Annotated in this window: 24 protein-coding genes; 19 read left to right on the forward strand and 5 right to left on the reverse strand. The window is 32.6% G+C overall.

What is annotated here, in order from left to right; translation table 11 throughout:
* Positions 1-84: 84 nt before the first annotated feature.
* Positions 85-6,576: an alpha-2-macroglobulin family protein gene (locus LG45_RS16060; RefSeq protein ID WP_052087515.1), complete on the reverse strand. Its 6,492-nt coding sequence runs from the start codon at positions 6,574-6,576 to the stop codon at positions 85-87.
* 142 nt (positions 6,577-6,718) lie between these two features.
* Between LG45_RS16060 and LG45_RS06830 the strand changes: the two genes are divergently transcribed.
* Positions 6,719-7,405, forward strand: coding sequence for a tetratricopeptide repeat protein (locus tag LG45_RS06830; RefSeq protein ID WP_035125632.1), 687 nt, complete (start codon positions 6,719-6,721; stop codon positions 7,403-7,405).
* A gap of 62 nt (positions 7,406-7,467) precedes the next feature.
* Complete coding sequence (locus LG45_RS06835; protein WP_035125633.1) at positions 7,468-8,823, forward strand: UDP-N-acetylmuramate--L-alanine ligase; 1,356 nt, start codon at positions 7,468-7,470, stop codon at positions 8,821-8,823.
* Positions 8,824-9,296: 473 nt separating this feature from the next.
* Here the strand turns inward: LG45_RS06835 and LG45_RS06840 are convergent, their stop codons facing one another.
* Entirely contained in the window at positions 9,297-9,935 is a 639-nt protein-coding gene (locus LG45_RS06840) for a DUF1287 domain-containing protein (protein ID WP_035125634.1), read from the reverse strand.
* A 94-nt stretch (positions 9,936-10,029) separates the two neighbouring features.
* On the opposite strand from LG45_RS06840, the gene radC reads away from it, so the two are divergent.
* The 6 genes from radC to LG45_RS06870 are packed head-to-tail and all read left to right on the forward strand — an operon-like array spanning position 10,030 to position 14,602.
* Complete coding sequence (gene radC / locus LG45_RS06845; protein ID WP_035125635.1) at positions 10,030-10,713, forward strand: RadC family protein; 684 nt, start codon at positions 10,030-10,032, stop codon at positions 10,711-10,713.
* 59 nt (positions 10,714-10,772) lie between these two features.
* Entirely contained in the window at positions 10,773-11,402 is a 630-nt protein-coding gene (locus LG45_RS06850; protein ID WP_035125636.1) for an ABC transporter ATP-binding protein, read from the forward strand.
* A gap of 1 nt (position 11,403) precedes the next feature.
* A complete protein-coding gene (locus LG45_RS06855) occupies positions 11,404-12,660 on the forward strand; it encodes an ABC transporter permease (RefSeq protein ID WP_035125637.1) in 1,257 nt (418 codons plus the stop codon).
* The gene (locus LG45_RS06860) at positions 12,653-13,141 is read left to right on the forward strand and encodes a hypothetical protein (RefSeq protein WP_035125638.1); all 489 of its coding nucleotides are present in this window, start codon (positions 12,653-12,655) and stop codon (positions 13,139-13,141) included. Before LG45_RS06855 ends, LG45_RS06860 begins: the two co-directional genes overlap by 8 nt.
* Positions 13,142-13,831 (forward strand): YjjG family noncanonical pyrimidine nucleotidase, encoded by a 690-nt coding sequence (locus tag LG45_RS06865; RefSeq protein WP_035125639.1) that lies wholly within the window; start codon positions 13,142-13,144, stop codon positions 13,829-13,831.
* Positions 13,832-14,602, forward strand: a complete 771-nt coding sequence (locus LG45_RS06870) for a hypothetical protein (RefSeq protein WP_035125640.1) — start codon at positions 13,832-13,834, stop codon at positions 14,600-14,602.
* 22 nt (positions 14,603-14,624) lie between these two features.
* On the opposite strand, the gene LG45_RS06875 is transcribed toward LG45_RS06870, so the two are convergent.
* Complete coding sequence (locus LG45_RS06875) at positions 14,625-15,902, reverse strand: replication-associated recombination protein A (protein WP_035125641.1); 1,278 nt, start codon at positions 15,900-15,902, stop codon at positions 14,625-14,627.
* 225 nt (positions 15,903-16,127) lie between these two features.
* Between LG45_RS06875 and LG45_RS06880 the strand changes: the two genes are divergently transcribed.
* Complete coding sequence (locus LG45_RS06880; RefSeq protein WP_035125642.1) at positions 16,128-16,907, forward strand: rhomboid family intramembrane serine protease; 780 nt, start codon at positions 16,128-16,130, stop codon at positions 16,905-16,907.
* A 136-nt stretch (positions 16,908-17,043) separates the two neighbouring features.
* Here the strand turns inward: LG45_RS06880 and rlmB are convergent, their stop codons facing one another.
* Entirely contained in the window at positions 17,044-17,778 is a 735-nt protein-coding gene (gene rlmB, locus LG45_RS06885) for a 23S rRNA (guanosine(2251)-2'-O)-methyltransferase RlmB (RefSeq protein ID WP_035125643.1), read from the reverse strand.
* Between the two features lie 53 nt (positions 17,779-17,831).
* Complete coding sequence (locus tag LG45_RS06890; RefSeq protein ID WP_035125644.1) at positions 17,832-19,499, reverse strand: BamA/TamA family outer membrane protein; 1,668 nt, start codon at positions 19,497-19,499, stop codon at positions 17,832-17,834.
* A gap of 390 nt (positions 19,500-19,889) precedes the next feature.
* On the opposite strand from LG45_RS06890, the gene rpsL reads away from it, so the two are divergent.
* The 10 genes from rpsL (at position 19,890) to rplV (ending at position 26,481) form a co-directional block, all read left to right on the forward strand.
* Positions 19,890-20,273, forward strand: coding sequence for a 30S ribosomal protein S12 (rpsL, locus tag LG45_RS06895; protein ID WP_007136570.1), 384 nt, complete (start codon positions 19,890-19,892; stop codon positions 20,271-20,273).
* A gap of 61 nt (positions 20,274-20,334) precedes the next feature.
* On the forward strand, positions 20,335-20,811 hold the full coding sequence (rpsG, locus tag LG45_RS06900; protein WP_035125645.1) for a 30S ribosomal protein S7: 477 nt from the start codon (positions 20,335-20,337) through the stop codon (positions 20,809-20,811).
* 10 nt (positions 20,812-20,821) lie between these two features.
* Positions 20,822-22,978, forward strand: a complete 2,157-nt coding sequence (fusA, locus tag LG45_RS06905; RefSeq protein WP_035125646.1) for an elongation factor G — start codon at positions 20,822-20,824, stop codon at positions 22,976-22,978.
* An 11-nt stretch (positions 22,979-22,989) separates the two neighbouring features.
* Positions 22,990-23,295 (forward strand): 30S ribosomal protein S10, encoded by a 306-nt coding sequence (gene rpsJ / locus LG45_RS06910; RefSeq protein ID WP_035125647.1) that lies wholly within the window; start codon positions 22,990-22,992, stop codon positions 23,293-23,295.
* A 102-nt stretch (positions 23,296-23,397) separates the two neighbouring features.
* A complete protein-coding gene (rplC, locus tag LG45_RS06915; RefSeq protein ID WP_035125648.1) occupies positions 23,398-24,015 on the forward strand; it encodes a 50S ribosomal protein L3 in 618 nt (205 codons plus the stop codon).
* Positions 24,015-24,644, forward strand: coding sequence for a 50S ribosomal protein L4 (rplD, locus tag LG45_RS06920; RefSeq protein ID WP_035125649.1), 630 nt, complete (start codon positions 24,015-24,017; stop codon positions 24,642-24,644). The genes rplC and rplD overlap by 1 nt, the downstream gene beginning before the upstream one ends.
* A gap of 6 nt (positions 24,645-24,650) precedes the next feature.
* On the forward strand, positions 24,651-24,941 hold the full coding sequence (rplW, locus tag LG45_RS06925; RefSeq protein ID WP_035125650.1) for a 50S ribosomal protein L23: 291 nt from the start codon (positions 24,651-24,653) through the stop codon (positions 24,939-24,941).
* Positions 24,942-24,950: 9 nt separating this feature from the next.
* Entirely contained in the window at positions 24,951-25,775 is an 825-nt protein-coding gene (gene rplB, locus LG45_RS06930) for a 50S ribosomal protein L2 (RefSeq protein ID WP_035125651.1), read from the forward strand.
* A gap of 10 nt (positions 25,776-25,785) precedes the next feature.
* Positions 25,786-26,064 (forward strand): 30S ribosomal protein S19, encoded by a 279-nt coding sequence (rpsS, locus tag LG45_RS06935; RefSeq protein ID WP_014085019.1) that lies wholly within the window; start codon positions 25,786-25,788, stop codon positions 26,062-26,064.
* A 6-nt stretch (positions 26,065-26,070) separates the two neighbouring features.
* Complete coding sequence (rplV, locus tag LG45_RS06940; RefSeq protein WP_035125652.1) at positions 26,071-26,481, forward strand: 50S ribosomal protein L22; 411 nt, start codon at positions 26,071-26,073, stop codon at positions 26,479-26,481.

The following is a 26,481-nucleotide window of genomic DNA, read 5'->3' on the forward strand; positions in this document are numbered from 1 at the left end:
TCAAAGCGCATTGATTTAGACATTTTGAATGTAATTTTAATAATAAAAACTGCAAGACATATGACCTTGCAGTTTTTTATTAAACTATTCTTTAGTTTCGACTCTAATTCCTTTGGTATGACTAGTAAATTCTGGTGCGTACATACTTTGTATTGTGGTAATTCCGTTAGAAAAATTGCCGCTATTATTTACTCTTATGTCGTATTCTATAACATAAGTTCCTTTATCTATTTTTTCAAAAAAGAAATGTGTTGCAGCATCTTTTGTACTCATATAATAACTCAAACCATCGTCCCATTTGTACTCTGACAAAACATTTATTGGTTCGAAACACGAAGCTCTCATGTCTTTTAAATGAACATATTCCATGTCTTCTTTGGCAGTAACAATTATTCTTACGGTTACCAAATCTCCTATTTTTAACGGATTTTTAGAGTTAATTCTAACCAATTCATCACCTTTTCCGTAGTTCTTTTTTATATACAATTCTTTGGCTGTTGACAATACAGCTCCAGCGTTGCTTTTAATCTTATCCAAGTCTTCAAAATACTGCCAATAAATACCTCCATAACCCGGAACTTTAGATTTATTTTCTACTATAATTGTAGCCATTTCTTTTTTCACTTCATCTGCTTTCCAAGTCATTTTGATGTAACCTGTTTCGGCTTCTTTTTCACTTTCAGTTAGTTTTTTGGTCATTATTTTTTCATCGCCAATTTTGATAATCGTGTTGTCTTTTACAGTCAACAAATTGGAACCTTGCATCAATAAAGCATAAATAGCTTCGGTTGTAGCTTTTGTAGTTGACCAGTTTTTGGTTTGCTTATTTTTAAGTAACCAAACCTTCATAGCATCAACAGATTTTGTGTCATTTGTAATTTCTGAAAAGGCCTCAATAAGTAAAGCTTGCGTCTCAATTGGCGCTTGATACCAATACCAACCTGCTTTATTTTCTAGCCAATACATTCCCCAATCTTCGTTGGTAGAAGCTGTTTCTTTTAAGCTTTCGATAATTGTTTTTGCACTTTCCTTTTTATCAAATCGATGCAATATTAACGACGCTAATCCTTTGTTATAAAGCGAGTATTGCTTCCAATTGGAGTTTATATTTTCTAGTTGTCGGTTGATAATTGCTTTGGTTTTATCAGAAATAGGGTAGTTGTTTAAGTAAAAACTTCTTGCATAAAGATAGTGTAAGTCAGAATATAGATTAATCGTTTTTGCTTTTTCAAACTCTTTATTGTTATCAATAAATTTGCTATCCAAATAGGGAATTGCTGTTTTGGTAATTTCATCAAACGAATCGATTAATTCTTCATTTACTTTAAGTTTTTCTAAATGTCCGAGTCCAGCAACTATGTGTCTAGTGATGTATTCGCTTTCATTTCCACCGTCAAACCAAGGAAATCCACCCGATGATTTTTGCTTTTCTTTTAATTTTTTGAAAGTAAGGTCTAGAGAGTTTTTCATGTTTTCTAAATCGAAAAGCAATGCTAAATTCTTCCTTTTTTCTTCTTCGCTTTGTGCATCTTTCAACCATGGTGTTTCGGCTAAAATTAATGATTTCAATTCTTCGTTTTGCTCTAATTTAGAAATTGGGTTACCCAATTTTTTCCAGTTTTCAAATACATTTGCAATAGTTGGATTTTTATTAATTATTTTGGTCGCCAACACATTTGCATAATATCTAGAAAAGGTTTGCTCGGCACATTCGTGTTCATATTCCATTAGATAAGGCAATGACTGTATAGCAAGCCAAGTAGGATTGGAAGTGTATTCAAATATAAATTGATGATTTTTTAAAGTTGATGAAGTGGTGTTTTTCAAATTTTCAAAAGCGTATTCTTTTTTAGTATTTTCTCTTACCCAAACAGGAATGCTTTCGGTAACCAATATACTATTTGTTAAAACTGGCAAAATACTTTCTTCTCCATCAGAATGATTACCAGCTTTTGCAATTACTTTGTATTGAACACCTTGTAAGCCGCTAGGGATTGTGATGTTCCATTTTACAACAGTGTTTCCCGATGGATTAATTGTAAAGTTTTTTACAGCGTTTTCATTATTCATTTTTACATCAATACTCTCCATGGAAGAAGCATCAAATAGTTGTAAAACCGCCATTCCGTTTTTAGCACTAGTAGTTAAGTTACTCACTTTTGCTACTAATGAAATGGTGTCGTTTTCTCTTAAAAAACGAGGCATATTAGGCACTATCATCAAATCTTTTTGAGTTACAACCGATTTTTCATCGAATGCATATTCTAAAGTTTTAGTATGTCCGAGAAGTCTTAATTTCCATTGTGTTAATTCTTCGGGAGAAGTAAATTGGAAATTGATTTTACCTTCTTTATCTGTTTTTAATTGCGGAAAAAAGAAGGCAGTTTCGTTTTTATTAGTTCTAGTTTTTACTTTTGTCAGTTCTTCGAGTCCTTTCTTAGTTGAAATAATAATAACTCCATTTTTAGAGTCTGAACCATACAATGCAGCACCTTGCGCGCCTTTCATAACATTGATGTTACTAATGTTTTCAGGTAGTAGATTTAGTAAATCAGAAGATCTAGAGATTACTCCGTCGATAACAATTAAAGCTTCAGTATCAATATTAGATTTAGGACCTCTAATTATAATTTTTGAAGTTGGATTAACACCATTATTATCAGTCACTATCTGTAAACCCGATACTTTTCCTAGTAATGATTGAATAGTAATTGGATTTGAGGCTTGAGATAATTCTTTTGCGCTTATTACTTGATTACTTGAAGTCACTGATCCGCTCTTTTTCTTAATTCCTAAAGCAGTAACGACGATTTCATCAAGTGCATTGGGACCATCTTTTAAAACAGGATTTATTTCGTTTTCATTTATTTCAATTTTTACTTCTTCATCCGAAAAACCAACAAAGGAGTAAACTAACTTTTCGCCTGGCGCAGCATCAATTTCATAATAACCATCAACGTCAGTAACTACACCTCTTGTAGTTCCTTTAACTACAACATTTGCACCAGGTAATGAACCACCAGAATCAGCTACAATCCCATAAATTAGTTTAGCGTTTTTTGGTTTTTTAGACTTTTTGGTTACTTGTTTTTTATACAAGCGATCAATTTGATAGTTTTTAGAATTATTAAAATCAAAGCCAAACCATATTAGCGTGTTTTTTTCATTATTCAATTCTAATAGATGATTTTTTTCATTTTTTTTCTGAAGGAATAAGGTTTTAATTTCGTGTTGATTAGCATTTTTGTAATAAAAATGATTGTTGTAATTTTTGTAAGAGTTAATCGTCTCCCAACGTTCAATATGAAATACATCTAAAGAACTATCGTACATTGAGGCAAGAACTTCAAATTCGGAGCTTCTTTTATCTTGTTTGATTTTGAAACTCCAACTTTCATTGCTTCCTGGTTCTAACTTATTTCTGAAACTTTCAATTTCAAATATGGTATTGCTTTCAACTGTAGGTTTAAATTGTATTTTCATTTCTTCTGAAAAGTATCTGTTTTCAAACACAGTTTCAACTCTAACATTAAAGGAATCAAATATAAGTGTGTTGATAGGAATTTTTAAAACGGTTTTAAATTGGTTTACATTTATTATTTCATTGTAAAAATAGTTCCCATCAAATACTGCTTCTGCATTTAAAAACAAATTGGGCACAGCACATTTTACTTCAACTAATGCATAACCATCTTTTTTTGGATCTTCATTAATTTGATGCAATGTAACTATTTCGTTTTCACCAGCTTTTTCGTCATTAGCTGAGGTTAAATTAAAGTTTTCGATAGTTTCTATTTCATTTTGAAGTTCGTCTTTAGTTGTAAAAACAACTTTGTACTTTCCTGATTTATAGTTTTTAATAAAATCCAAAGTCAGAAACTTATCTTTTATAGTGTTTATTTTTTTTGTGTAAACTAATTTGTTTTGTAAGTTATCATCTAAATAGGAGTTATATATTTCATAAGGAAAAAGTTTTTCAAATTCTTCTTTTGAAATTAAAGGCAGTTCAGCTACACTGAATTCTCTTGGCATAAATTTATTAGAAAACGGATTTAAGAAGTAAATTTTAATTTCCCCATTTACAGGTTTGAACTCTCCGTTTAAGTTAGTACTTGAAAAAGTAAGAAGATTATTTTTATCCGTTCTAATCTTTTTATCAATTTTAAGATATAAAATAGTACTTTGATTTCCAACTTTTACGCTTGTTGATGCAGATTGCGTTTCACCACTTATGTCCGTAACATCTGCAACAACATTGTATTGATAAATTATTTTATCTGATGTTGTGTAGTTTTTATCAATTATAGCTTTAAAATCAATAGTAAAATGTCCTTTATCATCAGTTTTTGTTGATGAAATAATTTGTTCTGTTTCTTCATTTGAATACTTATTTTTAAATCTAGAATAATCAATTCTATTAATAGTGTAATTTACAACAGCATTAGAAACAATAGCACCATTAAAAGATTTTGCTTTTCCTATAATTGAAACCATTTCATTTAATGCAAACGATTTGTTTATTTTATCAAACGAAACTTCAAATTTTGGTCGTTTATATTCTTCAACTTTGAAAGTGAAATAGTCGTTTTCTAAACCTTCTTCGTCCCAAATAGCATGCACATTCTCAACTACGTCATAGTAGGAATCATTTTCATAATTGTCTGGTTCGTCAATTTCAATACTATAATCACCAGTTGAACCACTTTTAGGTAAGTTGAATTCTCCTGAGATAGATCCAAATTCATTAGTCTTTAGTTCAATAGTTTTTATGGCATTATCATTTGAATCATTGACAATAACTTTTACCACTAAATTTGGTAAAACTTTTAACTCTCTTTGCTTACTTTGTGCTAAAACCACTTTAAAATATACAGTTTGACCTGGTCTATAAATGGCTCTATCTAGATAAATTTTATACCTATTCTCAATGTTTTCATTGAGTTCATTTGTGTAATATGAATTTGCGTAGTTGTTGTAAACGCGCAATGTATCTGATTGATGAATTAAAGTTAAAGTCGTTCCAACACGTATTTCTGAATCTTTTTCATGTTTAAAACTTGCCACTCCGTTTTCATTTGTAAGTAATTTAAAATCATTACTTATAACTTCGCAATTAACCAATGGTTTACCTGTTTTTCTATGAAAAACTTCATAAATTGTAGTGTCATCTTTTTTAAAGGAATGCATTTTGATATTCGTTACATTTAGGAGCTCATAATTCAATAAAGTATTTTTAGTAGCTAAATTCAGATTTTCTGCAATAATGATATAATAGCCAATTTCTAGTTTTGGCAATAGCACTTCAGTGGAATAATTAAAATAATTCTTTTTGTTTTCTAAAATATATTTTTGAGTTGTATATGCTTTTGTGTTCTTGATAATGGAGGTAATCAAACTGTCATTGAGTTTTCTGTTCAGTTGTTTATCTGTTTTAAAAATAGAAATCTTTAATGAATCTAAATTTTTGTAATCAATGTGAGCTCTAGTCTCTTGATTTTCGTAAATAAGTGATTCAAGAGTTACATTTAATTCTGGTTCTTCAAGGACTTTCTTTTGATAAGCGGCAGTCTTATATGCATTAGTTTTTTTATTAAAGTTTGTGATAGTGTCCAATAAAATTTTATATTCAATTAAACCATTCGCATTTACAGTTTTGTTCGCATTTGAACGTTTTAAAGAAGCTTTTTCAATAAGAATGTTTTGAATTAAAACAGAATCTTTTGCTCTTTTCTGTAGCGAGTTTAAGCTATTTTCATATTTTAATTTGTTATTATAAAAAGAGCTATTGCAATATTTTAATCGATCTAGCTCAATATCGGTGGGAACTTGTTTTGTTTCTAATTTTTGATATAGTCCAAGTATTTTACGAGTATTTGGATTTTTTACCGAATCAAATTTGGCTCCCTGAAAATCGTTGCTTGTACCAAAAAGTTGTTTCAATAATGGTTGATGATGTATTTCTAACCAAGGATTATATTTTGTTTTTAAGTGTTCAATATATTCAATTGTCAAACAATCATAAACAGTTGATTCGTTCAGTCTTTCTTTGCTTAAATAATCAATTATAGGTTCATAATGGCTTAATGGTGTTGATTTTAAAATAAATTCGTTTTCAATAGTTTTTTCATACAACGAATTAATTTTGTTTTCAAAATCTTTATTAGTCCAGGTTAAAAATGTTCCAATAGATAAGGAGTCAAGTTGGGTTCTTTTTGATAATTTACTGTAATTACTTTGATGAAATGAGTTTAAGCATTTTGCGTAAACAAAATTCAGAATTGCTTTTGATGGAATAGAAACATAATTAATTTCACGTTGAAGATTAGTTATTATCTTATATTGAGAATTTTCCTCAAGTGTTTGTATATATTTTGAATTATAGAAAAAGCATTTTATAATCTGTGCTTCATTTTTATTAGAACGTGCTTTTTTATAAATTTTTTCAACTTCTTTATTGGCAGATTTTATCTTGTTTGTATTTTCAAATTCTATAACTTTTGCCCATGATTTTTCATAATCTTGAGCATTGAGACTAAAAGAAATTACAATTAAAACGAAGAGTATAATTTTTTTCATAAAAAGTTGTTTTTATATATAGAGTATAATTTTTTTTAAATGGTTGGGATGAAAAAAAATATTTTTCAATTTATTAATTTTTTCCCTAAAAACAACCATTCTACAAACCTTTTCTTATTTTTGAACATTCAATAACTAAATTATGAAATTCATACCGTTTATCATTCTCCTAATTTCCTTCAATATGATGGCAGAAACCGATTTCGACAAAGCGGAAAAATTGTATAATCAAGAGAAATTTGATCAGGCTAAAGTACTTTTTGAGAGTTATTTGAAAACCAACCCAAGTAGTTACAAAACCGTGGAATATCTTGGAGATATTGCAGGCCATCAAAAAAAATGGGACGAAGCCATTAAACATTATAAAGTTCTTAAAATACATTTCCCAAAAAGTGCCAATTACTTTTACAAATTTGGTGGCGCAATGGGTATGAAAGCCAAATCGGTCAATAAATTCAAAGCACTCGGAATGATAGACGAGATAGAAAGTTCTTTCCTAACGGCTGCCAAATTAGACCCAAAACACCTAGAATCACGCTGGGCTTTAGTAATGCTTTACATAGAATTACCCGGAATTGTAGGAGGAAGCGAGAAAAAAGCCATCAAATATTCGGATGAATTAATGGAACTATCCAAAGTAGATGGCTATCTGGCAAAAGGGTATATCGACGAGTATTTTAAAAGATATAAAAAAGCAGAAGTAAATTATATAAACGCACACGAAATTGGTAACTCAAAAACTACATTTCAAAAGCTCTATAATTTATATTTGAACAAATTAAAAGACAAAACAAAAGCTACTAAGCTAAAACAACAATTCGAAAAATAGATTAAAGTATTTGTTGGGTTTTTATCTTCCAACTTCTAACTCCCATCTTCTAACTATAAAAAATGAGAACACATTTCATAGCAATCGGCGGAGCAGCCATGCACAATCTTGCAATAGCATTACACAATAAAGGATATCAAGTTACAGGAAGCGACGACGCTATATTTGAGCCATCAAAATCACGTTTAGAAAAGAAAGGTTTGCTACCAATTGAAATGGGCTGGTTTCCCGAAAAAATTACTTCAGATATTGAAGCAATCATTTTAGGAATGCACGCCAAAGCAGACAATCCAGAGTTGTTGAAAGCCGAAGAATTAGGTTTAAAAATCTATTCGTATCCCGAATTTTTATACGAACAATCTAAAAATAAAACCCGAGTGGTTATTGGAGGTTCACACGGAAAAACAACCATAACTTCAATGATTTTGCACGTAATGCATTATCATAATATTGAAGTCGATTATATGGTTGGCGCGCAATTAGAAGGTTTTGATACGATGGTTCATCTTACAGAAACCAACGACTTTATTGTTCTGGAAGGCGATGAATATTTATCATCTCCAATAGACAGACGACCGAAATTTCATTTGTATCAACCCAATATTGCATTACTTTCTGGAATTGCTTGGGATCATATTAACGTGTTTCCAACCTTTGAAAACTATGTAGAACAATTTGAAATTTTCGTAAATCAAATTACTAAAGGTGGAATTCTTGTGTATAATGAAGAAGACGAAACCGTTAAAAAAGTAGCCGAAGAAACTACAAATACCATAAGACGTTTACCGTATGCAACACCAAACTATTCAGTTGAAGACGGAACAACATTGTTAGAAACTCCAGAAGGACCAATGCCAATAGAAGTTTTTGGCGCTCACAACTTAAACAATCTTGCTGGTGCAAAATGGATTTGCCAAAATATGGGCGTTGACGAAGCCGATTTCTACGAAGCCATTGCCAGTTTTAAAGGCGCAAGTAAACGTCTAGAAAAAATTGCCGAAGGAAAAGGAAAAGTAGCTTACAAAGATTTTGCACATTCACCAAGCAAAGTATCGGCAACTACCAAAGCGGTTAAAAATCAATATCCAAATAGAACATTAATTGCGTGTTTAGAACTACACACTTACAGTAGTTTGAACGCCGAATTTCTAAAAGAATATCAAAACGCACTTGACGCAGCCGATGTTGCAGTAGTTTTCTATTCACCAGATGCAGTAAAAATTAAGCAACTAGAAGAAGTAACTTACGACCAAATTGCACAATCGTTTCAAAGAGAAGATTTAATTATTTACACCAATCCAGCCGATTTTAAGAATTTCTTATTCAGTCAAAATTTCGATAATTCAGCATTACTATTAATGAGTTCAGGAAATTATGGCGGATTGAATTTTGATGAGGTTAAGGAATTGATGAGGTAAGATTGGTTTTGTCATTTCGAAGGAATCTCACTAGTTTTTACACAAAAGATTTCACGCACAGTTTGTCATTCCGTAGGAATCTCATTTTAAGTACGTAATTATGATTGAATACACAGAAGGAATTTATACATTTTATGTTTACATTTTGACTAATAAAAACAAAACGGTTTTATATACTGGTGTACTAATAATATAAAATTACGTTTGCATCAACATGAGAGTAAATTTAATCCAAATAGTTTTACAGCGAGATATAATGCTCATTTTTTAATTTATTACTAAAAGTTTGGATGGATTCAATTAGCAATTGAAAGGGAAAAGGAAATAAAGAATCTTTCAAGAGAAAAGAAATTGAATTTGATAAAGGAAATTAATCCAAGTTTAGAATTTTGGAATGAGCATTTTAAATAAAAGATTCCTACGGAATGACAAGATTGCGCATAGTTTGTCATTTCATAGGAATCTCAATACTTTTACTTTCCATAGCTAAAATGCCCAACAATTTCATAACTAAATAAACAATCTTCAAGAACTTGTCCGCCACCAACATTGTGAACTAAAAGCGGTCGTTTTCCATCTGCTGATTTTTTATGAGTTACAATTCCGATATGAGGTAATTTTCCGTTAATCATCCAAGTTACAATTTCGCCAGTTTTATAATCGTTTGCATTATTTGAAACTTCCAATTTTTTACCTTTTCGAGTAAAGAAAACTTCAAGATTGGGAACTCTTCTGTGATCAATATTGGTGTCGGGTTTTTTCAAACCCCATTTTTTTAAATTTGGATATAACGAAAAATTGGCTTTCAAATCTTCGTGGACTTCCTTTTGCAAATCAATCCCAAGTTTTCTGTAAGCGCGAATAACCACATCGGTACAAACACCTTTATTTTTAGGAACATCACCATTTGGATATTTTATGCCAATATAACTTGGATCGTATTGAATCGTTTCATCAATTATAGAAATGGCTGCATTGGACAATTTCTCCTGAAAAGTAATCGGATTTTCAATTACCATTGAACTTGATTCAGTAGTATTCGATGCTAATTTATCAGATTCTTTGCATCCAAAAGAGAAGCCAATTAAGAGTAAAAAGGGAAGTAGTTTCATTGATGTTTTTTATTCAAACGAAAATTGTATTCATTTTATTTTGAACTGATTAAAAAATTAATTTAATTTGTATTATAATAAAAGCCAAATAGTTATGTACACACCAATAAATCAATGGGCTGAAGACGATCGCCCAAGAGAAAAATTTCTGCTAAAAGGAAAATCTTCCTTATCCGATTCCGAATTACTTGCAATATTAATTGGTTCAGGCTCACGAAATGAAAGCGCGGTTCAGTTATGTCAACGTATTTTAGCTTCCGCAAACAATAATTTGAATCAACTAGGAAAACTTTCCATTGCGCAACTTACCGAATTTAAAGGAATAGGTGAGGCAAAAGCCATTGCAATCGCAGCAGCTTTAGAATTAGGACGAAGACGTAGATCGGAAGATGCAGAAGAACTGAAAAAAATAAGTTCAAGTAAAGCAGTTTTCGAAATCATGCAACCCATAATTGGGGAATTACCACACGAAGAATTTTGGATTTTATACCTCAATAATTCCAATAAAGTAATTCACAAAGCGCAACTTTCTAAAGGTGGAATTACAGGAACAGTTGTAGATAGTAGAATTGTTTTTAAAACAGCTTTCGAACAAAACGCCACTTCAATAATTCTCACTCACAATCATCCATCAGGAAAATTAGCGGCTAGCCAAGCTGATATTGAAATTACAAAAAGGCTGAAACTTGCAGGAGAACAATTAGAAATTTTGATTCTAGATCATATTATTATCACCGAAAGTGGTTATTATAGTTTTCAAGACAACGGAATATTTTAAGAAAATAGTAAGAAAATAAACGATTTTGTTTGAGTAACTTGCGGCATAATTTTTTATTCATGCTTCAAACAAAAAACGTAACTTTTTTTTACAATAAAGAAACACAATTTACCTTTCCCGAGTTAAAATGTAATGCTTCTGACGTACTTTTAATTACGGGAAATTCAGGAAAAGGAAAGACTACTTTGCTGCATCTTTTAGCAGGTTTGTTACGTCCAAAAAACGGCGAAATTTCAATTGAAAACACTAATATTAGTTCGCTTTCAGAGAAAAAATTAGATCAATTTAGAGGAAAAAATATCGGCTTGATATTACAACAATCACATTTCATTGCGTCAATGTCAGTTCTTGAAAATGTTGTCTTAGCTTCGTGGTTAGCAACAGGAAAAAAAGCAATTCTAAAAGCTGAAAAACTGTTAGCCGAATTGGATTTAGAAAATCAAAAACACAAATTACCTTCACAATTAAGTATCGGTCAGCAACAACGTGTTTCCATTGCAAGAGCATTAATAAACGAACCAAAATTACTTTTGGCAGATGAGCCAACATCAAGTTTAGATGATGAAAATGCCTTTAAAGTTGCCGATTTATTAGAAAAATTATCTAAAGAATACAAAGCGGCATTGGTAATTGTAACCCACGATTCTAGATTGAAAAATAAATTTACTAACCAAATAAATCTCAACTAAGATGATAGCAAAACTAGCTTGGAGAAACATTTGGTTCAAACCGTTAAATACACTTTTAAGTATTATTTTATTATCCTCAAGTGTAGCGATAATTACAGTTTTAATTTTGTTGCAAAAACAATTTGAAGAGAAATTCTCAAGTAATATTGACGGTGTTGATTTGGTTCTTGGTGCTCAAGGTAGTCCGATGCAATTGATACTTTCATCGGTGTATCATATTGATAATCCAACAGGAAATATCAGTTATGATTCCGCTAAAGTGTGGATGAATCATCCGTTTATTGAGAAGGCAATTCCGTTGGCATTTGGTGATAATTACCGCGGATTTAAAATCGTTGGAACCAATTCGGATTATTTAGATAAGTACAAAGCCAAAATTTCGAAAGGTAAATTATTTGATAAAAATTTTGAAGTCGTTGTAGGAAGTGAAGTGGCTCAAAAATTGAAGTTAAAAATTGGCGACACGTTTCACGGAACTCATGGTGATGCAAAAGAAGGAGAAGTTCACGAACATATTGATTATAAAATTACAGGAATTGCGTCTCCAACAGGAAGCGTAATTGACAATCTAATTCTTTCAAACATTCCTAGTGTTTGGCAAATGCATGGAAATCATGAAGACGAAAATCCGGCTCATGGAGAAGAAGGTCACGTTCATAAAGAAGACGAGCACGAACATCACGAGGATGACATAACTTTGAACGAACCCAATATGGAAATTACCGCCGTTTTATTAAAGTTTAGAAATAAAATGGGTATTGTAATGTGGCCAAGAATTATTGCTCAAAACACTAAAATGCAAGCAGCATCGCCAGCAATTGAAGTAAATAGAATTTTTAGTTTGTTTGGAATAGGTTTGAAAGCGTTGGAATATTTGGCTTATGCTATTATGTTGATTTCTGGAATATCCATTTTTATCGCGCTTTACAATCGATTGAAAGAACGAAAATATGAGTTTGCCTTAATGCGAATTAACGGCGCAAGTAGATTTCAACTTTTATCATTAATTCTGATAGAAAGTCTTATTTTATGCTTCGTTGGATTTTTATTTGGAACAATTTTTGGTAGGTTTGCATTAGGATTTATTTCTAATTCTGCCGAAGACGATTTTAAAATGGCATTCAATCCAATGGAAATTGTTTGGGAAAAAGAATCCATTTTATTAATTGCAACATTAGTAGTAGGAATCATCGCTGCGTTAATTCCGGCAATAAAAGCATATCAATTAAATATATCAAAAACATTAGCAAATGCATAACAAGATTAAATTAGTCATCGTTTTATTTTCAGCTTTATTATTTTTTAGTTTTTCTGATAAAGAAAAGTCTATTTTGGATTCAACAGCAATTTCAAAAGTTGTTGCTGGAGATACAATCACTTGGAAATTATTAGGAGAAATTAAATTCAATTTGAAGAAACATCCTAAATATGGTGAAGTTCAGTTTCCGGTTGTCAATGATAAAGTAAAATTGAGAGGAAAAAAGAAAGTTTACATTTCGGGTTTCATTGTTCCTATTGATAATAAAAGTTACGCGTTAAGTAAAAACGTATTTGCATCTTGCTTTTTCTGCGGAAAATCGGGTCCAGAATCTATCGTTGGTTTGCATTTTAAAAACGGAACTCCTAAACTAAAAACCGATCAATATGTAACCATAGAAGGAACTTTTAGATACAACGAAGACGATGTTGACGATTGGATTTATAACTTGGATAATGCCGTAATTGTAAAAGGAGATTAAATGTTTCAAGATAAAATTACCGATGTTTTTTTTGATTTAGATCATACACTGTGGGATTTTGATAAAAATTCGGAGTTGGCTTTTGATAAAATTTTTAAAGAAAATTATCATCCAATTGATACCAAATCTTTTGTTGAAATTTATGCTCCAATCAATCAAGCATGTTGGAAATTGTATCAATTTGATAAGATTACTCACGAAGAATTACGCTACAGGCGATTGAAAGATTCATTCGACAGTTTGAATTATTCAATTTCTGATGAACAAATTAATCAAATTTCCATAGACTATATAACGTTTCTTCCTGAAAATAATATTTTATTTGAAGGAGCAAAAGAAGTTTTAGAGTATTTAAATGCAAAATACAATCTGCATATTATAACCAATGGTTTTGCCGAAGTACAATATAAAAAAATCAATAACTCTGGAATTTCACATTATTTCGAAACCATTACCAACTCTGAAATGGCCGGCGTAAAAAAACCAAATCCCAAAATTTATGAGCATGCTTTAAATTTGGCAAAAGCCGAAAAACAAAACGCTATAATGATTGGCGATTGCATCGATGCCGATGTAAAAGGCGCATTAGATTTTGGAATTTCTGCCATTTTTTTCAATCCCGAAAAAAAAGAAGTACCTTTAACCGTTCCATCCGTTACTCATTTAACAGAACTTAAAAATTTATTATAGATGAAAAAAATACTTTCAATTATCGTGCTTTTTGTGATTACTTTCAACAGTTTTGCTCAAGATTTAAACAATTATAAGTATGCTTTAGTTCCTGCAAAATTTAGTTTTTTAAAAACAGCCGATTTGTATCGAATGAATACGTTGACTAAAATGTTCATGGAAAAATATGGTTTTGAAACTTATTTAGATTCTGAAATTCTTCCAACAGAGTTTGCAATGGATAATTGCAATAAAGTTTATGTTGATATTGTTGCAAATAATACAATGATGTCAACAAAATTAAAAATTGTTTTGAAAGATTGTAAGAATAACATTTTATATACGTCAGAAGAAGGTAAAAGCCGTGAAAAAGAATATAAAGTTGCTTATAATCAAGCGCTTAGAATGGCATTCGATAATTTTGAAGTTTTGAAATCACATGTTTATCAACCTTCGCAAAAAAGTTTAGAAATGATTGGCGAACCAGCTCAAGCTTCAATTAAAGAAGAAAAAGCAGTTGTTGTTGAAGAGAAAGCAGCTCAAGGAGTTGCTGCAACTGCACCAAAAGTTTCAGTGTCAACTTTATACGCACAGCCAATTGCAAATGGATTTCAACTTATTGACACTGAGCCTAAAGTGATTTACAAAATATACAAAACATCTGTTAAAGATTATTTTACTGCTGTGAAAGGAAACCTTAACGGAGTTTTAATTTCAAAAAACAACGAATGGTTTTTTGAATATTATCAAAACGATAAATTAGTTTCAGAAAAAGTAGAGGTAAAATTCTAAACTGAACACTGAGCATTGAACACTAATAATTATACTTATCTTTCCAACGATTTTTTAAAAATTCTCTCGTTCCATTTTCTCTAGAATTACTTCCTGGATCGTAGAACTTAGTTTCCCTAATTGCATCAGGTAAATATTCTTGTTCGCTAAAATTATTGGCATAATTATGAGAATATTGGTATTCGTCTCCATAACCCAATTCTTTCATTAATTTAGTCGGCGCATTTCGTAAATGAATTGGAACTGGTAAATCGCCAGTTTGTTTCACAACAGCTTGTGCTTCGCCAATTGCCATATAACTGGCATTACTTTTTGGAGAAGTTGCTAAATAAACCGCACATTGACTCAAAATAATTCTACTCTCTGGATAACCAATTGTTGCAACTGCTTGAAACGTATTATTTGCCATGATAAAAGCCGTCGGATTGGCATTTCCAATATCTTCACTCGATAAAATCAACATTCTTCTGGCTATAAATTTCACATCTTCGCCACCTTCAATCATTCGAGCCAACCAATAAACTGCTCCATTTGGATCACTTCCACGAATTGATTTTATAAAAGCCGAAACAATATCATAATGTTGCTCACCAGTTTTGTCATACAATACTGTATTTTGTTGCACCAATTCCAAAACTTTTTCATTGGTAATCAAAATTTGACCTTCAGGGCTTGCGTTTACAACAAGTTCAAAAATATTTAATAGTTTGCGTCCATCGCCACCAGAAAGTCGCAATAAAGCCTCCGATTCTTTGATTTTTATTTTTTTAGACGAAATTATAGTGTCTAATTTCATCGCTCGTTCCAAAAGTGCCATCAAATCTTCCTTAGAAAACGGATTTAAAACATAAACCTGACAACGTGACAATAACGCCGGAATAACCTCAAAACTCGGATTTTCAGTCGTAGCTCCAATCAATGTAACCCAACCTTTTTCAACCGCTGCCAAAAGCGAATCTTGCTGCGATTTACTAAAACGATGAATCTCATCAATAAACAAAATTGGGTTTTTAGCGGTGAACAATCCGCCACTTTGTTTCGCCTTTTCAATCACGTCGCGAATGTCTTTTACGCCACTATTTATCGCACTCAATTCATAAAACGGACGATTACTTTGCTTAGCAATAATCTGTGCCAAAGTCGTTTTTCCAGTTCCAGGCGAACCCCAAAAAATCATTGACGGAATAACACCACGAGCAATCTGTTGGGTCAACGAACCGCTCGGTCCAACCAAGTGCAACTGACTAATGTAATCTTCTAATTTCTGCGGACGAATGCGTTCGGCTAAAGGTGCTTCCATGTGGTAAAATTACGGATTTAATTTTTTTTTGGAGCGAATGGTTCGGTCTTTTTTTGCAATCCGTTTTCCTGCTTTCCGTTCTACTTCGTGCCACTGCAATCAGGGCTAAATAGTTTTCCATTTTTGCATAAATCAATTTTCAAAACAACATTTCGTAAAATAGAAATTCTGACAAAATAGCATTAAATAATTATTGGTTGTATTTTTGATAACCACAATGTCACTATGAGACACACTAACGAACTTAATCATTTTAAATTTTCACCAGCAACATGGATAATTCCATCGTTTTTCTTGGTTGTAATTTGGTTTGTTTTTTACGTAGACAATTCGTTTAATCTTCATTTAAACACACACGGAATTCTACCAAGAACTTTATCTGGTTTGCAAGGCGTGGTTTTTAGTCCGTTTTTGCATGGCGATTTGAGCCATATTGCCAATAATTCCTTGCCACTTTTTATTTTAACAACCGCTTTGATTTATTTTTACAGAGAAGTTTCGCTAAAAGTGTTGGTATATGGAATATTTTTTTCAGGAATTATCACTTGGATTATTGGTCGAGAATCTTATCATATTGGCGCAAGCGGATTAATTTATGTTTTAGTTTCCTTCATTTTCTTTAAAGGAATGATGACACAATATTACAGATTAATGGCTTTGTCGCTTGCCGTTGTAGTTTTATACGGCGGAATGATTTGGTATGTTTTTCCCGATGTAGATCACAAAATTTCGTGGGAAGGACATCTTGCGGGATTACTAACCGGATTTGTTTTTGCAGTAAAATTTAAAACTCCAGACTACAAAAAAGATATACAATATGAATGGGAAAAACCCGATTTCAATCCAGAAGAAGATGCTTTTATGAAACGATTTGATGAAAACGGCAACTTCGTAAATCCACCAAAACCTGAAGAGATTTTAGAAGTTGAAGAAGAACAAACACGTCTCGAACCTGTGAAGTATGTTTATGTTTTTAGGGAAGCGACTGACGATAACAAACATTAAAAAGATTAGCTAACTAGCCCTGATTGTAGAGAAAATAAAAAACCTTTCTGGGTTTCAGAAAGGTTTTTTATTGCAGCGAAAAGCAGGAACATGGATTACAAGAATGCACAAGCCATTCGCTCCTAATTTATCTTGTTTATTGACGTTGTCTAACTGCTTCATACAAAAAAGCTCCGCAAGCCACAGAAACATTCAGCGAACCGATAGTTCCAAACATTGGTAACTTAGCTTTAGCATCAACAATTTTCAAAACCGATGGATTGATTCCGCGGTCTTCGCTTCCCATAATGATGGCAATTGGTTCGTTTAGAGCAATGTCATAAATGTTATCTTCGGTTTTTTCGGTTGCCGCAACGGTTTTTATTCCGCTTCCTTGAAGGTAAAAAATCGCGTCTTTAATATGGTCTACTTTACAAATTGGCACATTAAAAACCGCACCAGCTGATGTTTTAACAGTATCACCATTTACTGGTGCCGAACCTGTTTTTTGAACTATAATTCCATCAACTCCAGTACATTCTGCAGTTCTAATTATGGCACCAAAATTTCTAGCATCGCTCAATTGGTCAAGGATTAAAAACAACGGCATTTTTCCGCTTTCTACAACGCTGTCAACCAAAGTTTCAAGTTTTACAAAAGAAATAGGAGCAATGGTTGCCACCGCGCCTTGATGATTATTAGGAGTTAATCGGTTTAATTTTTCTACCGGAACGTACGAGAAATTGATGCTGTTTTTTTTCATCGCTTTCATCAATTCCTGCATCAATTCGCTTTGCGCATCGCTTTGAACAAACACTTTATCGATTTCTTTTCCTGCGTTGATCGCTTCAATAATCGCTCTAATTCCGAAGATTTGGTTTTCTTTTTCCATGGCGCAAAGGTAAACTTTTTTGGGAAGGTTTAAAAGTTTAAATGGTTAAGAGTTTAAAATGTTGCTTTCAAACTAATATGTACAATAGAATTGGATAGTTTTATGGCTTGATCTTTCGTGCTTCCATTGGCGTAAACTAAGTTGAAAAGTCCGTTTTTGGTAAGCAATCCAAAGCCAAAACCAAGTCCGAGCAAATTGTCCTTTATATTAGTAGTTTTATCTTGATAATAGGCGTAATCAATTATAGAATGCACATAAATATTGGACGAAAGTATATAGCGATATTCGGTCAAAATAGAGGAGAAGACATTGCCTTGCAAACTATTTTCATTGAATCCACGAATAGAATTTATTCCTCCAAATCGATACAATTCGTTAATAATATATTCTTCACTTTGCAAATAAAAATTCTGACTTTTAATATTGACAACGTTTTTATTGTTGAGATAAAAATTGTGTTTTAAATTCAAACTTCCAAAAAACTGATTGTTACTTTGAAACTGCGATTCACGTTTTCCGGTTCCAAGTTTAATGACATAATTACTTTTTTCGGGAAATAAAAAATCGTCTGGTTTAAAATTAACAAACTCAAAAGTTGATGTTATAAATTGGTTTTCAAAATCACTTAAAGTTGAAGTATTCACATTATTAATATCACTCGATTCTGCCGATTGATAACCCAAATACAATCGCGTATTGTAATTAAAGTAGTAACCCAAATCTATCGAGGTTTGCGTATTTTGAAACGTGCTGTCTTGTTTGAAAATATTCAATTGCGCTTTCAACCCAATAGGACTTTTGAAAATATATGGAAGTTCTACGCCAAGATTAAACGTCTTTTGATCTTCGCCATTGCTTTTCCAGTACAATGCCAACTTTTCGCCAGAGTTCAAAATGTTGTTCAAAGTCAAGTCTAAATATCCGTTAAAAATTACTTTCGAATTTTCGTCGTTAGAAAATCCAATAAAACCATCAAACGTATTTGCTTTAGCCTTTTCCAAATAAACATACACTTTCGTAGAATCTTTGGTAAATAAAATCTCAGGATATTTCGTCTGTTTTACAAATCGATATTGCTCAATGTCTTTATAAAGTTTCTCCAAATTCTGCTGATTAAAAACCTTATTGCGGTACATTCGTTTTAAATTCTTCTTGTGACCTTCTGGGAATTTGTCGTAACCATTAATTACAATATCGTTCAGTTGCCGTTTTTGTTCAGTAGCAATATTCAAATCGGCAGTAACAAAACCATTTTTGTTTTTCACATTAACCAATTTCACCTTTGCCATCGAAAAACCTTTCACTTCAAGTTTCTTGACAATAGCATTTAAAAACGATTCACTCTCTTGAAAAGGAAGTTTCAAAGTATCACTTTTCGTATCAAAAAGATTTTCAATTTCACCAGATTTTTTTTCACCTATATATATATGTATAAAATTAGTTTTCTTACCAATATCATATTTGTATAAAAAAGTGCTATCATTTTGTTTGTCGCTTTCAAGAATTTGCTGTTCTAAAAAACCTAATTTCAACAGTTTATCCGAAAATAAAATAGTTTCATCAGCCACGCCTTTTGCATTACTAAACGATTTAGAATAAGTAATCGAATCAATAACCTTATTTTGTTTATCATTCGCGCCAATAATTTTCAAATGCATATTCTTTTGCCCAAAACTAGTAAGGCAAATTAAAAGCATGAAAGTTAAAGTAAATCTATTCATAATTAGGAGCGAATGGCTTGGGCTTTATCAGTAATCCATATTCCTGCTGCCTTTCCAAAGTCCCGATAAAAAATCGGGAGCTTTTCCCTTGCATCAGGGCTAGATAGTAAATTATTTTAATTTTTGTTAACGTTGTAAAAATAACGCAAAAAACCAGTATTTCATATAAAATAAATTCTGTTAAAGAATTGTGTTGAAATAGCCCTAAAACTGAAGATTAAATTTAAAACAGAAATTTAATAGCGGCTATTCTTTATTGCATTAAAAAACAAATAATTAGTTCGTAAAAAAATTAATTAATTATGATTTTTTTATTAGAAAATAATTACTACATTTGCAACCCCTAAAAAGTGGGGATTTAATAAATAAAAGAAAAATTAGTATTTAATTATGCCAACAATTCAACAATTAGTAAGAACAGGAAGAACTCAAATCACTAAGAAGAGTAAATCGGTTGCTTTAGATTCTTGTCCTCAAAGAAGAGGTGTTTGTACGCGTGTTTACACTACTACTCCAAAAAAACCAAACTCTGCAATGCGTAAAGTTGCGCGTGTACGTTTGACTAATGGAAATGAAGTGAATGCTTACATCCCAGGAGAAGGACACAATCTACAAGAGCACTCGATAGTATTAGTGCGAGGCGGAAGAGTAAAAGATTTACCAGGAGTTAGATACCACATTGTTCGTGGTGCGCTAGATACATCTGGTGTAGCAGGAAGAACACAACGTAGATCTAAATACGGTGCAAAACGTCCAAAAGAAGCAAAAAAGTAAATCTAAACTAGTTATTAGTTTTTAATGTAAAAATTAAAATCAGTAACAAAAAAACGAAGAAATGAGAAAAAGAGCGGCAAAGAAAAGACCACTTTTACCAGATCCAAAATTTAACGATCAATTAGTTACACGTTTCGTGAACAACTTGATGTGGGATGGTAAAAAATCTACAGCGTTTAAAGTGTTTTACGATGCAATGGATATCGTAGAAGCAAAAAAGAATAATGACGAGAAATCATCATTAGAAGTATGGAAAGATGCGTTAACTAACGTTATGCCTCACGTAGAAGTACGTAGTCGTAGAGTTGGTGGAGCTACATTCCAAATTCCAATGCAAATTCGTCCAGACAGAAAAATCTCTATGGCAATGAAGTGGATGCTTCTTTATGCTCGTAGAAGAAATGAAAAATCTATGGCTCAAAAACTATCAGGCGAAATCTTAGCTGCGGCTAAAGAAGAAGGTGCTGCAGTTAAAAAGAGAATGGATACTCATAAAATGGCTGAAGCAAATAAAGCATTCTCACATTTTAGATTTTAATTCATAAGAAATGGCTAGAGATTTAAAATTAACTAGAAATATTGGTATTGCAGCTCACATTGATGCTGGAAAAACTACCACTACAGAACGTATTTTGTTCTACACAGGAAAATCACACAAAATTGGTGAAGTACACGATGGTGCTGCAACAATGGACTGGATGGCGCAAGAGCAAGAAAGAGGTATCACAATTACTTCTGCTGCTACAACTTGTGAATGGAGTTTTCCAACAGAACAAGGTAAACCATTACCAAATTCGGTAGATTACCATTTTAATATTATTGATACTCCTGGACACGTTGACTTTACCGTAGAGGTAAACCGTTCATTACGTGTACTTGATGGTTTAGTTTTCTTGTTTAGTGCTGTTGATGGTGTTGAGCCACAATCTGAAACTAACTGGAGACTTGCTGATCAATACAGAGTTCCTCGTATGGGATTCGTAAACAAAATGGACCGTCAAGGTTCTAACTTCTTAATGGTTTGTCAACAAGTTAGAGACATGTTAAAGTCTAACGCTGTTGCGATTACTTTGCCAATTGGTGAGGAAAATGACTTTAGAGGAGTTGTTGACTTAGTGAAAAATCAAGCTATTGTATGGCATGATGAAACTCAAGGAGCAACTTTTGATATTGTTGAGATTCCTGCTGATATGGTTGCAGAAGTTAAAGAATACAGAGATATCCTTATTGAAGCAGTTGCTGATTATGATGAAAATCTTCTTGATAAATACATGGAAGATCCAGACTCTATCACAGAAGATGAGATCAATAACGCTTTAAGAGCAGCTACAATTGACATGGCTATCATTCCTATGATTGCAGGTTCTTCTTTCAAAAATAAAGGAGTTCAATTCATGTTAGATGCAGTTTGTAAATATTTACCATCTCCATTAGATAAAGAAGGTATCGAAGGAATTCACCCTGATGATGCTGAATTATTAGAAGAAGATCAAAAGAAAATCTTACGTCGTCCTGATGTAAAAGAGCCGTTCGCAGCTTTAGCATTTAAAATTGCTACTGACCCTTATGTTGGTCGTTTAGCTTTCTTCCGTGCATACTCAGGTCGTTTAGATGCTGGTTCATATATCTTGAACACACGTTCAGGTAACAAAGAAAGAATTTCTCGTATCTACCAAATGCACGCTAACAAACAAAATCCAATCGATTATATCGAAGCTGGAGATATTGGAGCAGCAGTTGGATTTAAAGATATCAAGACTGGAGATACAATGTGTGATGAAAAACACCCAATTATTCTTGAGTCAATGAAATTCCCTGCACCAGTAATTGGTATCGCTATTGAGCCAAAAACTAAAGCAGACGTTGATAAAATGGGTATGGCTTTAGCAAAATTAGCTGAAGAAGATCCAACATTTACAGTTAGAACTGATGAAGCTTCAGGTCAAACTATCATTTCAGGAATGGGTGAGTTACACTTAGACATCCTTGTAGATAGAATGAAACGTGAATTCAAAGTTGAAGTAAACCAAGGTGAGCCTCAAGTAGAATACAAAGAAGCTTTCACAAAAACTGCAACACATAGAGAAACTTACAAAAAACAATCTGGAGGTCGTGGTAAATTCGGTGATATCGTATTTACACTTGAGCCAGCAGATGCAGTTGATGGTAAAGTTCCTGTAGGATTGCAATTTATAAATGCTGTGAAAGGTGGTAACGTTCCTAAAGAATATATTCCATCTGTTGAAAAAGGTTTCCGTGAAGCAATGAAAACTGGTCCTTTAGCAGGATACCAAGTAGATAGCTTGAAAGTAACTTTAACTGACGGATCTTTCCACCCAGTCGATTCAGATGCTCTTTCTTTCGAATTAGCAGCTAGAATGGGTTATAGAGAAGTAGCAAAAGCGGCAGGAGCAATTATTCTTGAGCCGATTATGAAAATGGAAGTTATTACACCTGAAGAAAACATGGGAGATATCGTTGGTGATATCAACCGTCGAAGAGGTCAAGTAAATGACATGGGAGATAGAAATGGAGCTAAAACTATTAAAGCTGACGTTCCATTATCAGAAATGTTTGGTTATGTTACTACATTAAGAACACTTTCATCAGGTAGAGCAACATCTACTATGGAATTTTCTCACTATGCAGAAACACCTTCAAATATATCTGAAGCAGTTATCAAAAAAGCAAAAGGAAACGCATAATATTTATCAAGATGAGTCAAAAAATTAGAATAAAATTAAAATCTTACGATCACATGTTGGTAGATAAATCTGCTGAAAAGATTGTAAAAACTGTAAAAAGTACAGGTGCTGTTGTAACCGGTCCTATTCCGTTACCAACTCACAAAAAAATATTTACTGTATTACGTTCTCCTCACGTTAACAAAAAATCGAGAGAACAATTTGAAGTTATGTCTTACAAAAGACTAATCGATATTTACAGTTCATCTTCAAAAACTATTGACGCTTTAATGAAATTAGAGTTGCCAAGTGGTGTAGAAGTAGAAATCAAAGTTTAAGTACTTTAAAAAATAATAGTCTTAAGTATTAGAGTATTAATTATTCTAATACTTAATTCTTTATGAATAAAAATCAATTTATTAATTAATAATTAGTTTACTATGTCTGGGTTAATTGGAAGAAAAATCGGCATGACTAGCATTTTCGACGAGAACGGGAAGAACATTCCTTGTACAGTAATCGAAGCTGGACCTTGTGTCGTTACCCAAGTCAGAACCAATGAGGTTGACGGGTATGAAGCCTTACAACTTGGTTTCGATGACAAAACAGAAAAACACGCCACTAAAGCTGACTTAGGTCACTTTAAAAAAGCTGGTACTTCTGCAAAAAAGAAAGTCGTTGAATTCCAAAGTTTTGAAGGAGAGTTTAAACTTGGTGATAGCATCACTGTTGATGTTTTCAGCGAAGGAGAATTTGTTGATGTACAAGGTGTATCAAAAGGTAAAGGTTTTCAAGGTGTTGTTAAACGTCACGGTTTTGGTGGTGTTGGACAAGCAACACACGGTCAACACAACCGTTTAAGAGCACCAGGTTCAGTTGGAGCATCTTCTTATCCATCACGTGTATTCAAAGGAATGCGTATGGCTGGAAGAATGGGTGGTGATAATGTTAAAGTTCAAAATCTTAGAGTTTTGAAAGTAGTTGCTGAAAAGAATCTACTTGTTGTTAAAGGAGCTATTCCTGGATGCAAAAACTCTTATGTAATCATTCACAAGTAATGGAAGTAAAAGTTTTAGATATCAAAGGAAAAGATACTGGGAGAAAAGTTCAACTTTCTGATTCAGTATTCGGTATAGAGCCAAATAAACATGCGGTATATCTTGATGTTAAGCAATATCTTGCTAATCAAAGACAAGGAACTCATAAAGCTAAAGAAAGAGCTGAAGTTGCTGGAAGTACTCGTAAAATTAAGAAGCAAAAAGGTACAGGTACTGCTCGTGCTGGTAGTGCAAAAAATCCATTGTTCAAAGGTGGAGGTACAGTTTTCGGTCCAAGACCAAGAAGCTATTCTTTCAAATTGAACAAAAGCTTAAAGCGTTTAGCAAGAAAATCTGCTTTCTCTTTAAAAGCGAAAGAATCAAATATAGTAGTAGTAGAAGATTTTACTTTTGACGCTCCAAACACTAAAAACTTTTTATCAGTTTTAAGTGCTTTAGGGTTAGAAAATAAAAAATCTCTATTTGTGTTGGGTGATTCAAATAAAAATGTATATTTGTCGTCACGCAATTTAAAAGCTTCTAACGTAGTAACTAACTCAGAATTAAGCACTTACGCAATATTAAACGCGAATAATTTAGTGCTTTTAGAAGGTTCTTTAGAAGGAATTGAAGAAAATTTAAGTAAATAACAAGCCATGAGTATCATAGTTAAGCCTATTATTACAGAAAAAATCACCAAAGATGGTGAGATTTTCAATCGTTTTGGTTTCGTTGTAGATAAAAAAGCTAACAAAGTACAAATTAAGAAAGCTGTTGAAGCAACTTATGGAGTATCAGTCGTTAGTGTTAATACAATGAATGTTAGACCAGATAGAACTACTAAATACACTAAAAGTGGTTTAATAAGTGGAAAGTCAAATGCTTACAAAAAAGCAATTGTACAAGTACAAGAAGGAGAAACAATAGATTTTTACAACAATATCTAATAAATTAAGATGTCAGTAAGAAAATTAAAACCTATTACCCCGGGTCAGCGTTTTAGAGTTGTTAATGGTTTTGACGCCATTACAACTGATAAGCCGGAGCGTTCATTGATCGCACCGATAAAAAACTCAGGAGGTAGAAATAGTCAAGGAAAAATGACCATGCGTTACACAGGCGGTGGTCACAAACAAAGATATCGTATCATTGATTTTAAAAGAACTAAAGTTGGTGTTCCAGCTAAAGTGAAATCAATTGAGTACGATCCGAACAGAACTGCTTTTATCGCATTATTATGGTATGCTGATGGAGAGAAAACGTATATCGTTGCTCAAAATGGTTTACAAGTTGGACAAACTGTAGTGTCTGGCGAAGAAGCTTCTCCAGAAATTGGAAATACTTTACCATTAAGTAAAATTCCATTAGGAACTGTAATTTCATGTATTGAATTACGTCCAGGACAAGGAGCTACTATTGCTAGAAGTGCAGGTACTTTTGCTCAATTAATGGCAAGAGATGGAAAGTATGCTACAATTAAAATGCCATCAGGAGAAACAAGATTAATCTTGTTGACTTGTTCAGCTACAATTGGAGCAGTATCTAATTCTGATCATCAATTAATTGTATCTGGTAAAGCAGGTAGAACTAGATGGTTAGGAAGAAGACCAAGAACAAGACCAGTAGCCATGAACCCTGTCGATCACCCAATGGGTGGTGGTGAAGGTCGTTCATCTGGAGGTCATCCACGTTCTAGAAAAGGTCTTCCTGCTAAAGGTTATAGAACTCGTTCTAAAGTTAACCCGAGTAATAAGTATATTGTTGAACGCAGAAAGAAATAATTAGATAGACATGGCACGTTCATTAAAAAAAGGACCTTTTGTACACTACAAATTAGATAAGAAAGTTCAAGAAAATATTGAAAAAGGAAACAAAGGTGTTGTTAAGACTTGGTCTAGAGCATCTATGATTACTCCTGATTTCGTAGGACAAACTATCGCAGTACACAATGGTCGTCAATTTGTTCCAGTTTATGTAACTGAGAACATGGTAGGACACAAATTAGGAGAATTTTCACCAACAAGATCATTTAGAGGTCACGCTGGAGCAAAAAACAAAGGTAAAAAATAAGAAGCAATGGGAGTTCGTAAAAGAGAAACAGCAGACGCAAGAAAAGAGGCTAACAAGTCTATAGCTTTTGCAAAATTGAATAACTGCCCTACTTCACCTAGAAAAATGCGCTTAGTAGCAGACTTGGTAAGAGGTCAGAAAGTGGAAAGAGCTTTAAATATATTAAGATTTAGCTCAAAAGAAGCTTCAAGAAAATTAGAGAAATTAGTATTATCTGCAATCAACAATTGGGAGCAGAAAAATGCTGAAGGAAATGTTTCAGAAGCAGGCTTGTTTATAAAAGAAATCCGTGTTGATGGTGGAATGATGTTAAAAAGACTTCGTCCAGCTCCACAAGGAAGAGCACACAGAATAAGAAAACGTTCAAACCACGTAACAATCGTGTTAGGAGCTAATGATAACACACAAAGCAATTAA

The organism is Flavobacterium aquatile LMG 4008 = ATCC 11947 (assembly GCF_000757385.1).
GTDB lineage: Bacteria > Bacteroidota > Bacteroidia > Flavobacteriales > Flavobacteriaceae > Flavobacterium > Flavobacterium aquatile.

Bases quoted from the DNA above. Each gene is read 5' to 3' on its own strand.
- LG45_RS16060 (WP_052087515.1), bottom strand. From the start codon at position 6,576: ATGAAAAAAATTATACTCTTCGTTTTAATTGTAATTTCTTTTAGTCTC.
- LG45_RS06870 (WP_035125640.1), top strand. From the start codon at position 13,832: ATGAAAAAAATACTTTCAATTATCGTGCTTTTTGTGATTACTTTCAAC.
- LG45_RS06865 (WP_035125639.1), top strand. From the start codon at position 13,142: ATGTTTCAAGATAAAATTACCGATGTTTTTTTTGATTTAGATCATACA.
- rpsG (WP_035125645.1), top strand. From the start codon at position 20,335: ATGAGAAAAAGAGCGGCAAAGAAAAGACCACTTTTACCAGATCCAAAA.
- radC (WP_035125635.1), top strand. From the start codon at position 10,030: ATGTACACACCAATAAATCAATGGGCTGAAGACGATCGCCCAAGAGAA.
- fusA (WP_035125646.1), top strand. From the start codon at position 20,822: ATGGCTAGAGATTTAAAATTAACTAGAAATATTGGTATTGCAGCTCAC.
- rplC (WP_035125648.1), top strand. From the start codon at position 23,398: ATGTCTGGGTTAATTGGAAGAAAAATCGGCATGACTAGCATTTTCGAC.
- rpsJ (WP_035125647.1), top strand. From the start codon at position 22,990: ATGAGTCAAAAAATTAGAATAAAATTAAAATCTTACGATCACATGTTG.
- rplV (WP_035125652.1), top strand. From the start codon at position 26,071: ATGGGAGTTCGTAAAAGAGAAACAGCAGACGCAAGAAAAGAGGCTAAC.
- LG45_RS06890 (WP_035125644.1), bottom strand. From the start codon at position 19,499: ATGAATAGATTTACTTTAACTTTCATGCTTTTAATTTGCCTTACTAGT.
- LG45_RS06830 (WP_035125632.1), top strand. From the start codon at position 6,719: ATGAAATTCATACCGTTTATCATTCTCCTAATTTCCTTCAATATGATG.
- LG45_RS06880 (WP_035125642.1), top strand. From the start codon at position 16,128: ATGAGACACACTAACGAACTTAATCATTTTAAATTTTCACCAGCAACA.
- LG45_RS06875 (WP_035125641.1), bottom strand. From the start codon at position 15,902: ATGGAAGCACCTTTAGCCGAACGCATTCGTCCGCAGAAATTAGAAGAT.
- rplD (WP_035125649.1), top strand. From the start codon at position 24,015: ATGGAAGTAAAAGTTTTAGATATCAAAGGAAAAGATACTGGGAGAAAA.
- rplW (WP_035125650.1), top strand. From the start codon at position 24,651: ATGAGTATCATAGTTAAGCCTATTATTACAGAAAAAATCACCAAAGAT.
- rpsS (WP_014085019.1), top strand. From the start codon at position 25,786: ATGGCACGTTCATTAAAAAAAGGACCTTTTGTACACTACAAATTAGAT.
- LG45_RS06850 (WP_035125636.1), top strand. From the start codon at position 10,773: ATGCTTCAAACAAAAAACGTAACTTTTTTTTACAATAAAGAAACACAA.
- LG45_RS06855 (WP_035125637.1), top strand. From the start codon at position 11,404: ATGATAGCAAAACTAGCTTGGAGAAACATTTGGTTCAAACCGTTAAAT.
- LG45_RS06860 (WP_035125638.1), top strand. From the start codon at position 12,653: ATGCATAACAAGATTAAATTAGTCATCGTTTTATTTTCAGCTTTATTA.
- LG45_RS06835 (WP_035125633.1), top strand. From the start codon at position 7,468: ATGAGAACACATTTCATAGCAATCGGCGGAGCAGCCATGCACAATCTT.
- rlmB (WP_035125643.1), bottom strand. From the start codon at position 17,778: ATGGAAAAAGAAAACCAAATCTTCGGAATTAGAGCGATTATTGAAGCG.
- rpsL (WP_007136570.1), top strand. From the start codon at position 19,890: ATGCCAACAATTCAACAATTAGTAAGAACAGGAAGAACTCAAATCACT.
- rplB (WP_035125651.1), top strand. From the start codon at position 24,951: ATGTCAGTAAGAAAATTAAAACCTATTACCCCGGGTCAGCGTTTTAGA.
- LG45_RS06840 (WP_035125634.1), bottom strand. From the start codon at position 9,935: ATGAAACTACTTCCCTTTTTACTCTTAATTGGCTTCTCTTTTGGATGC.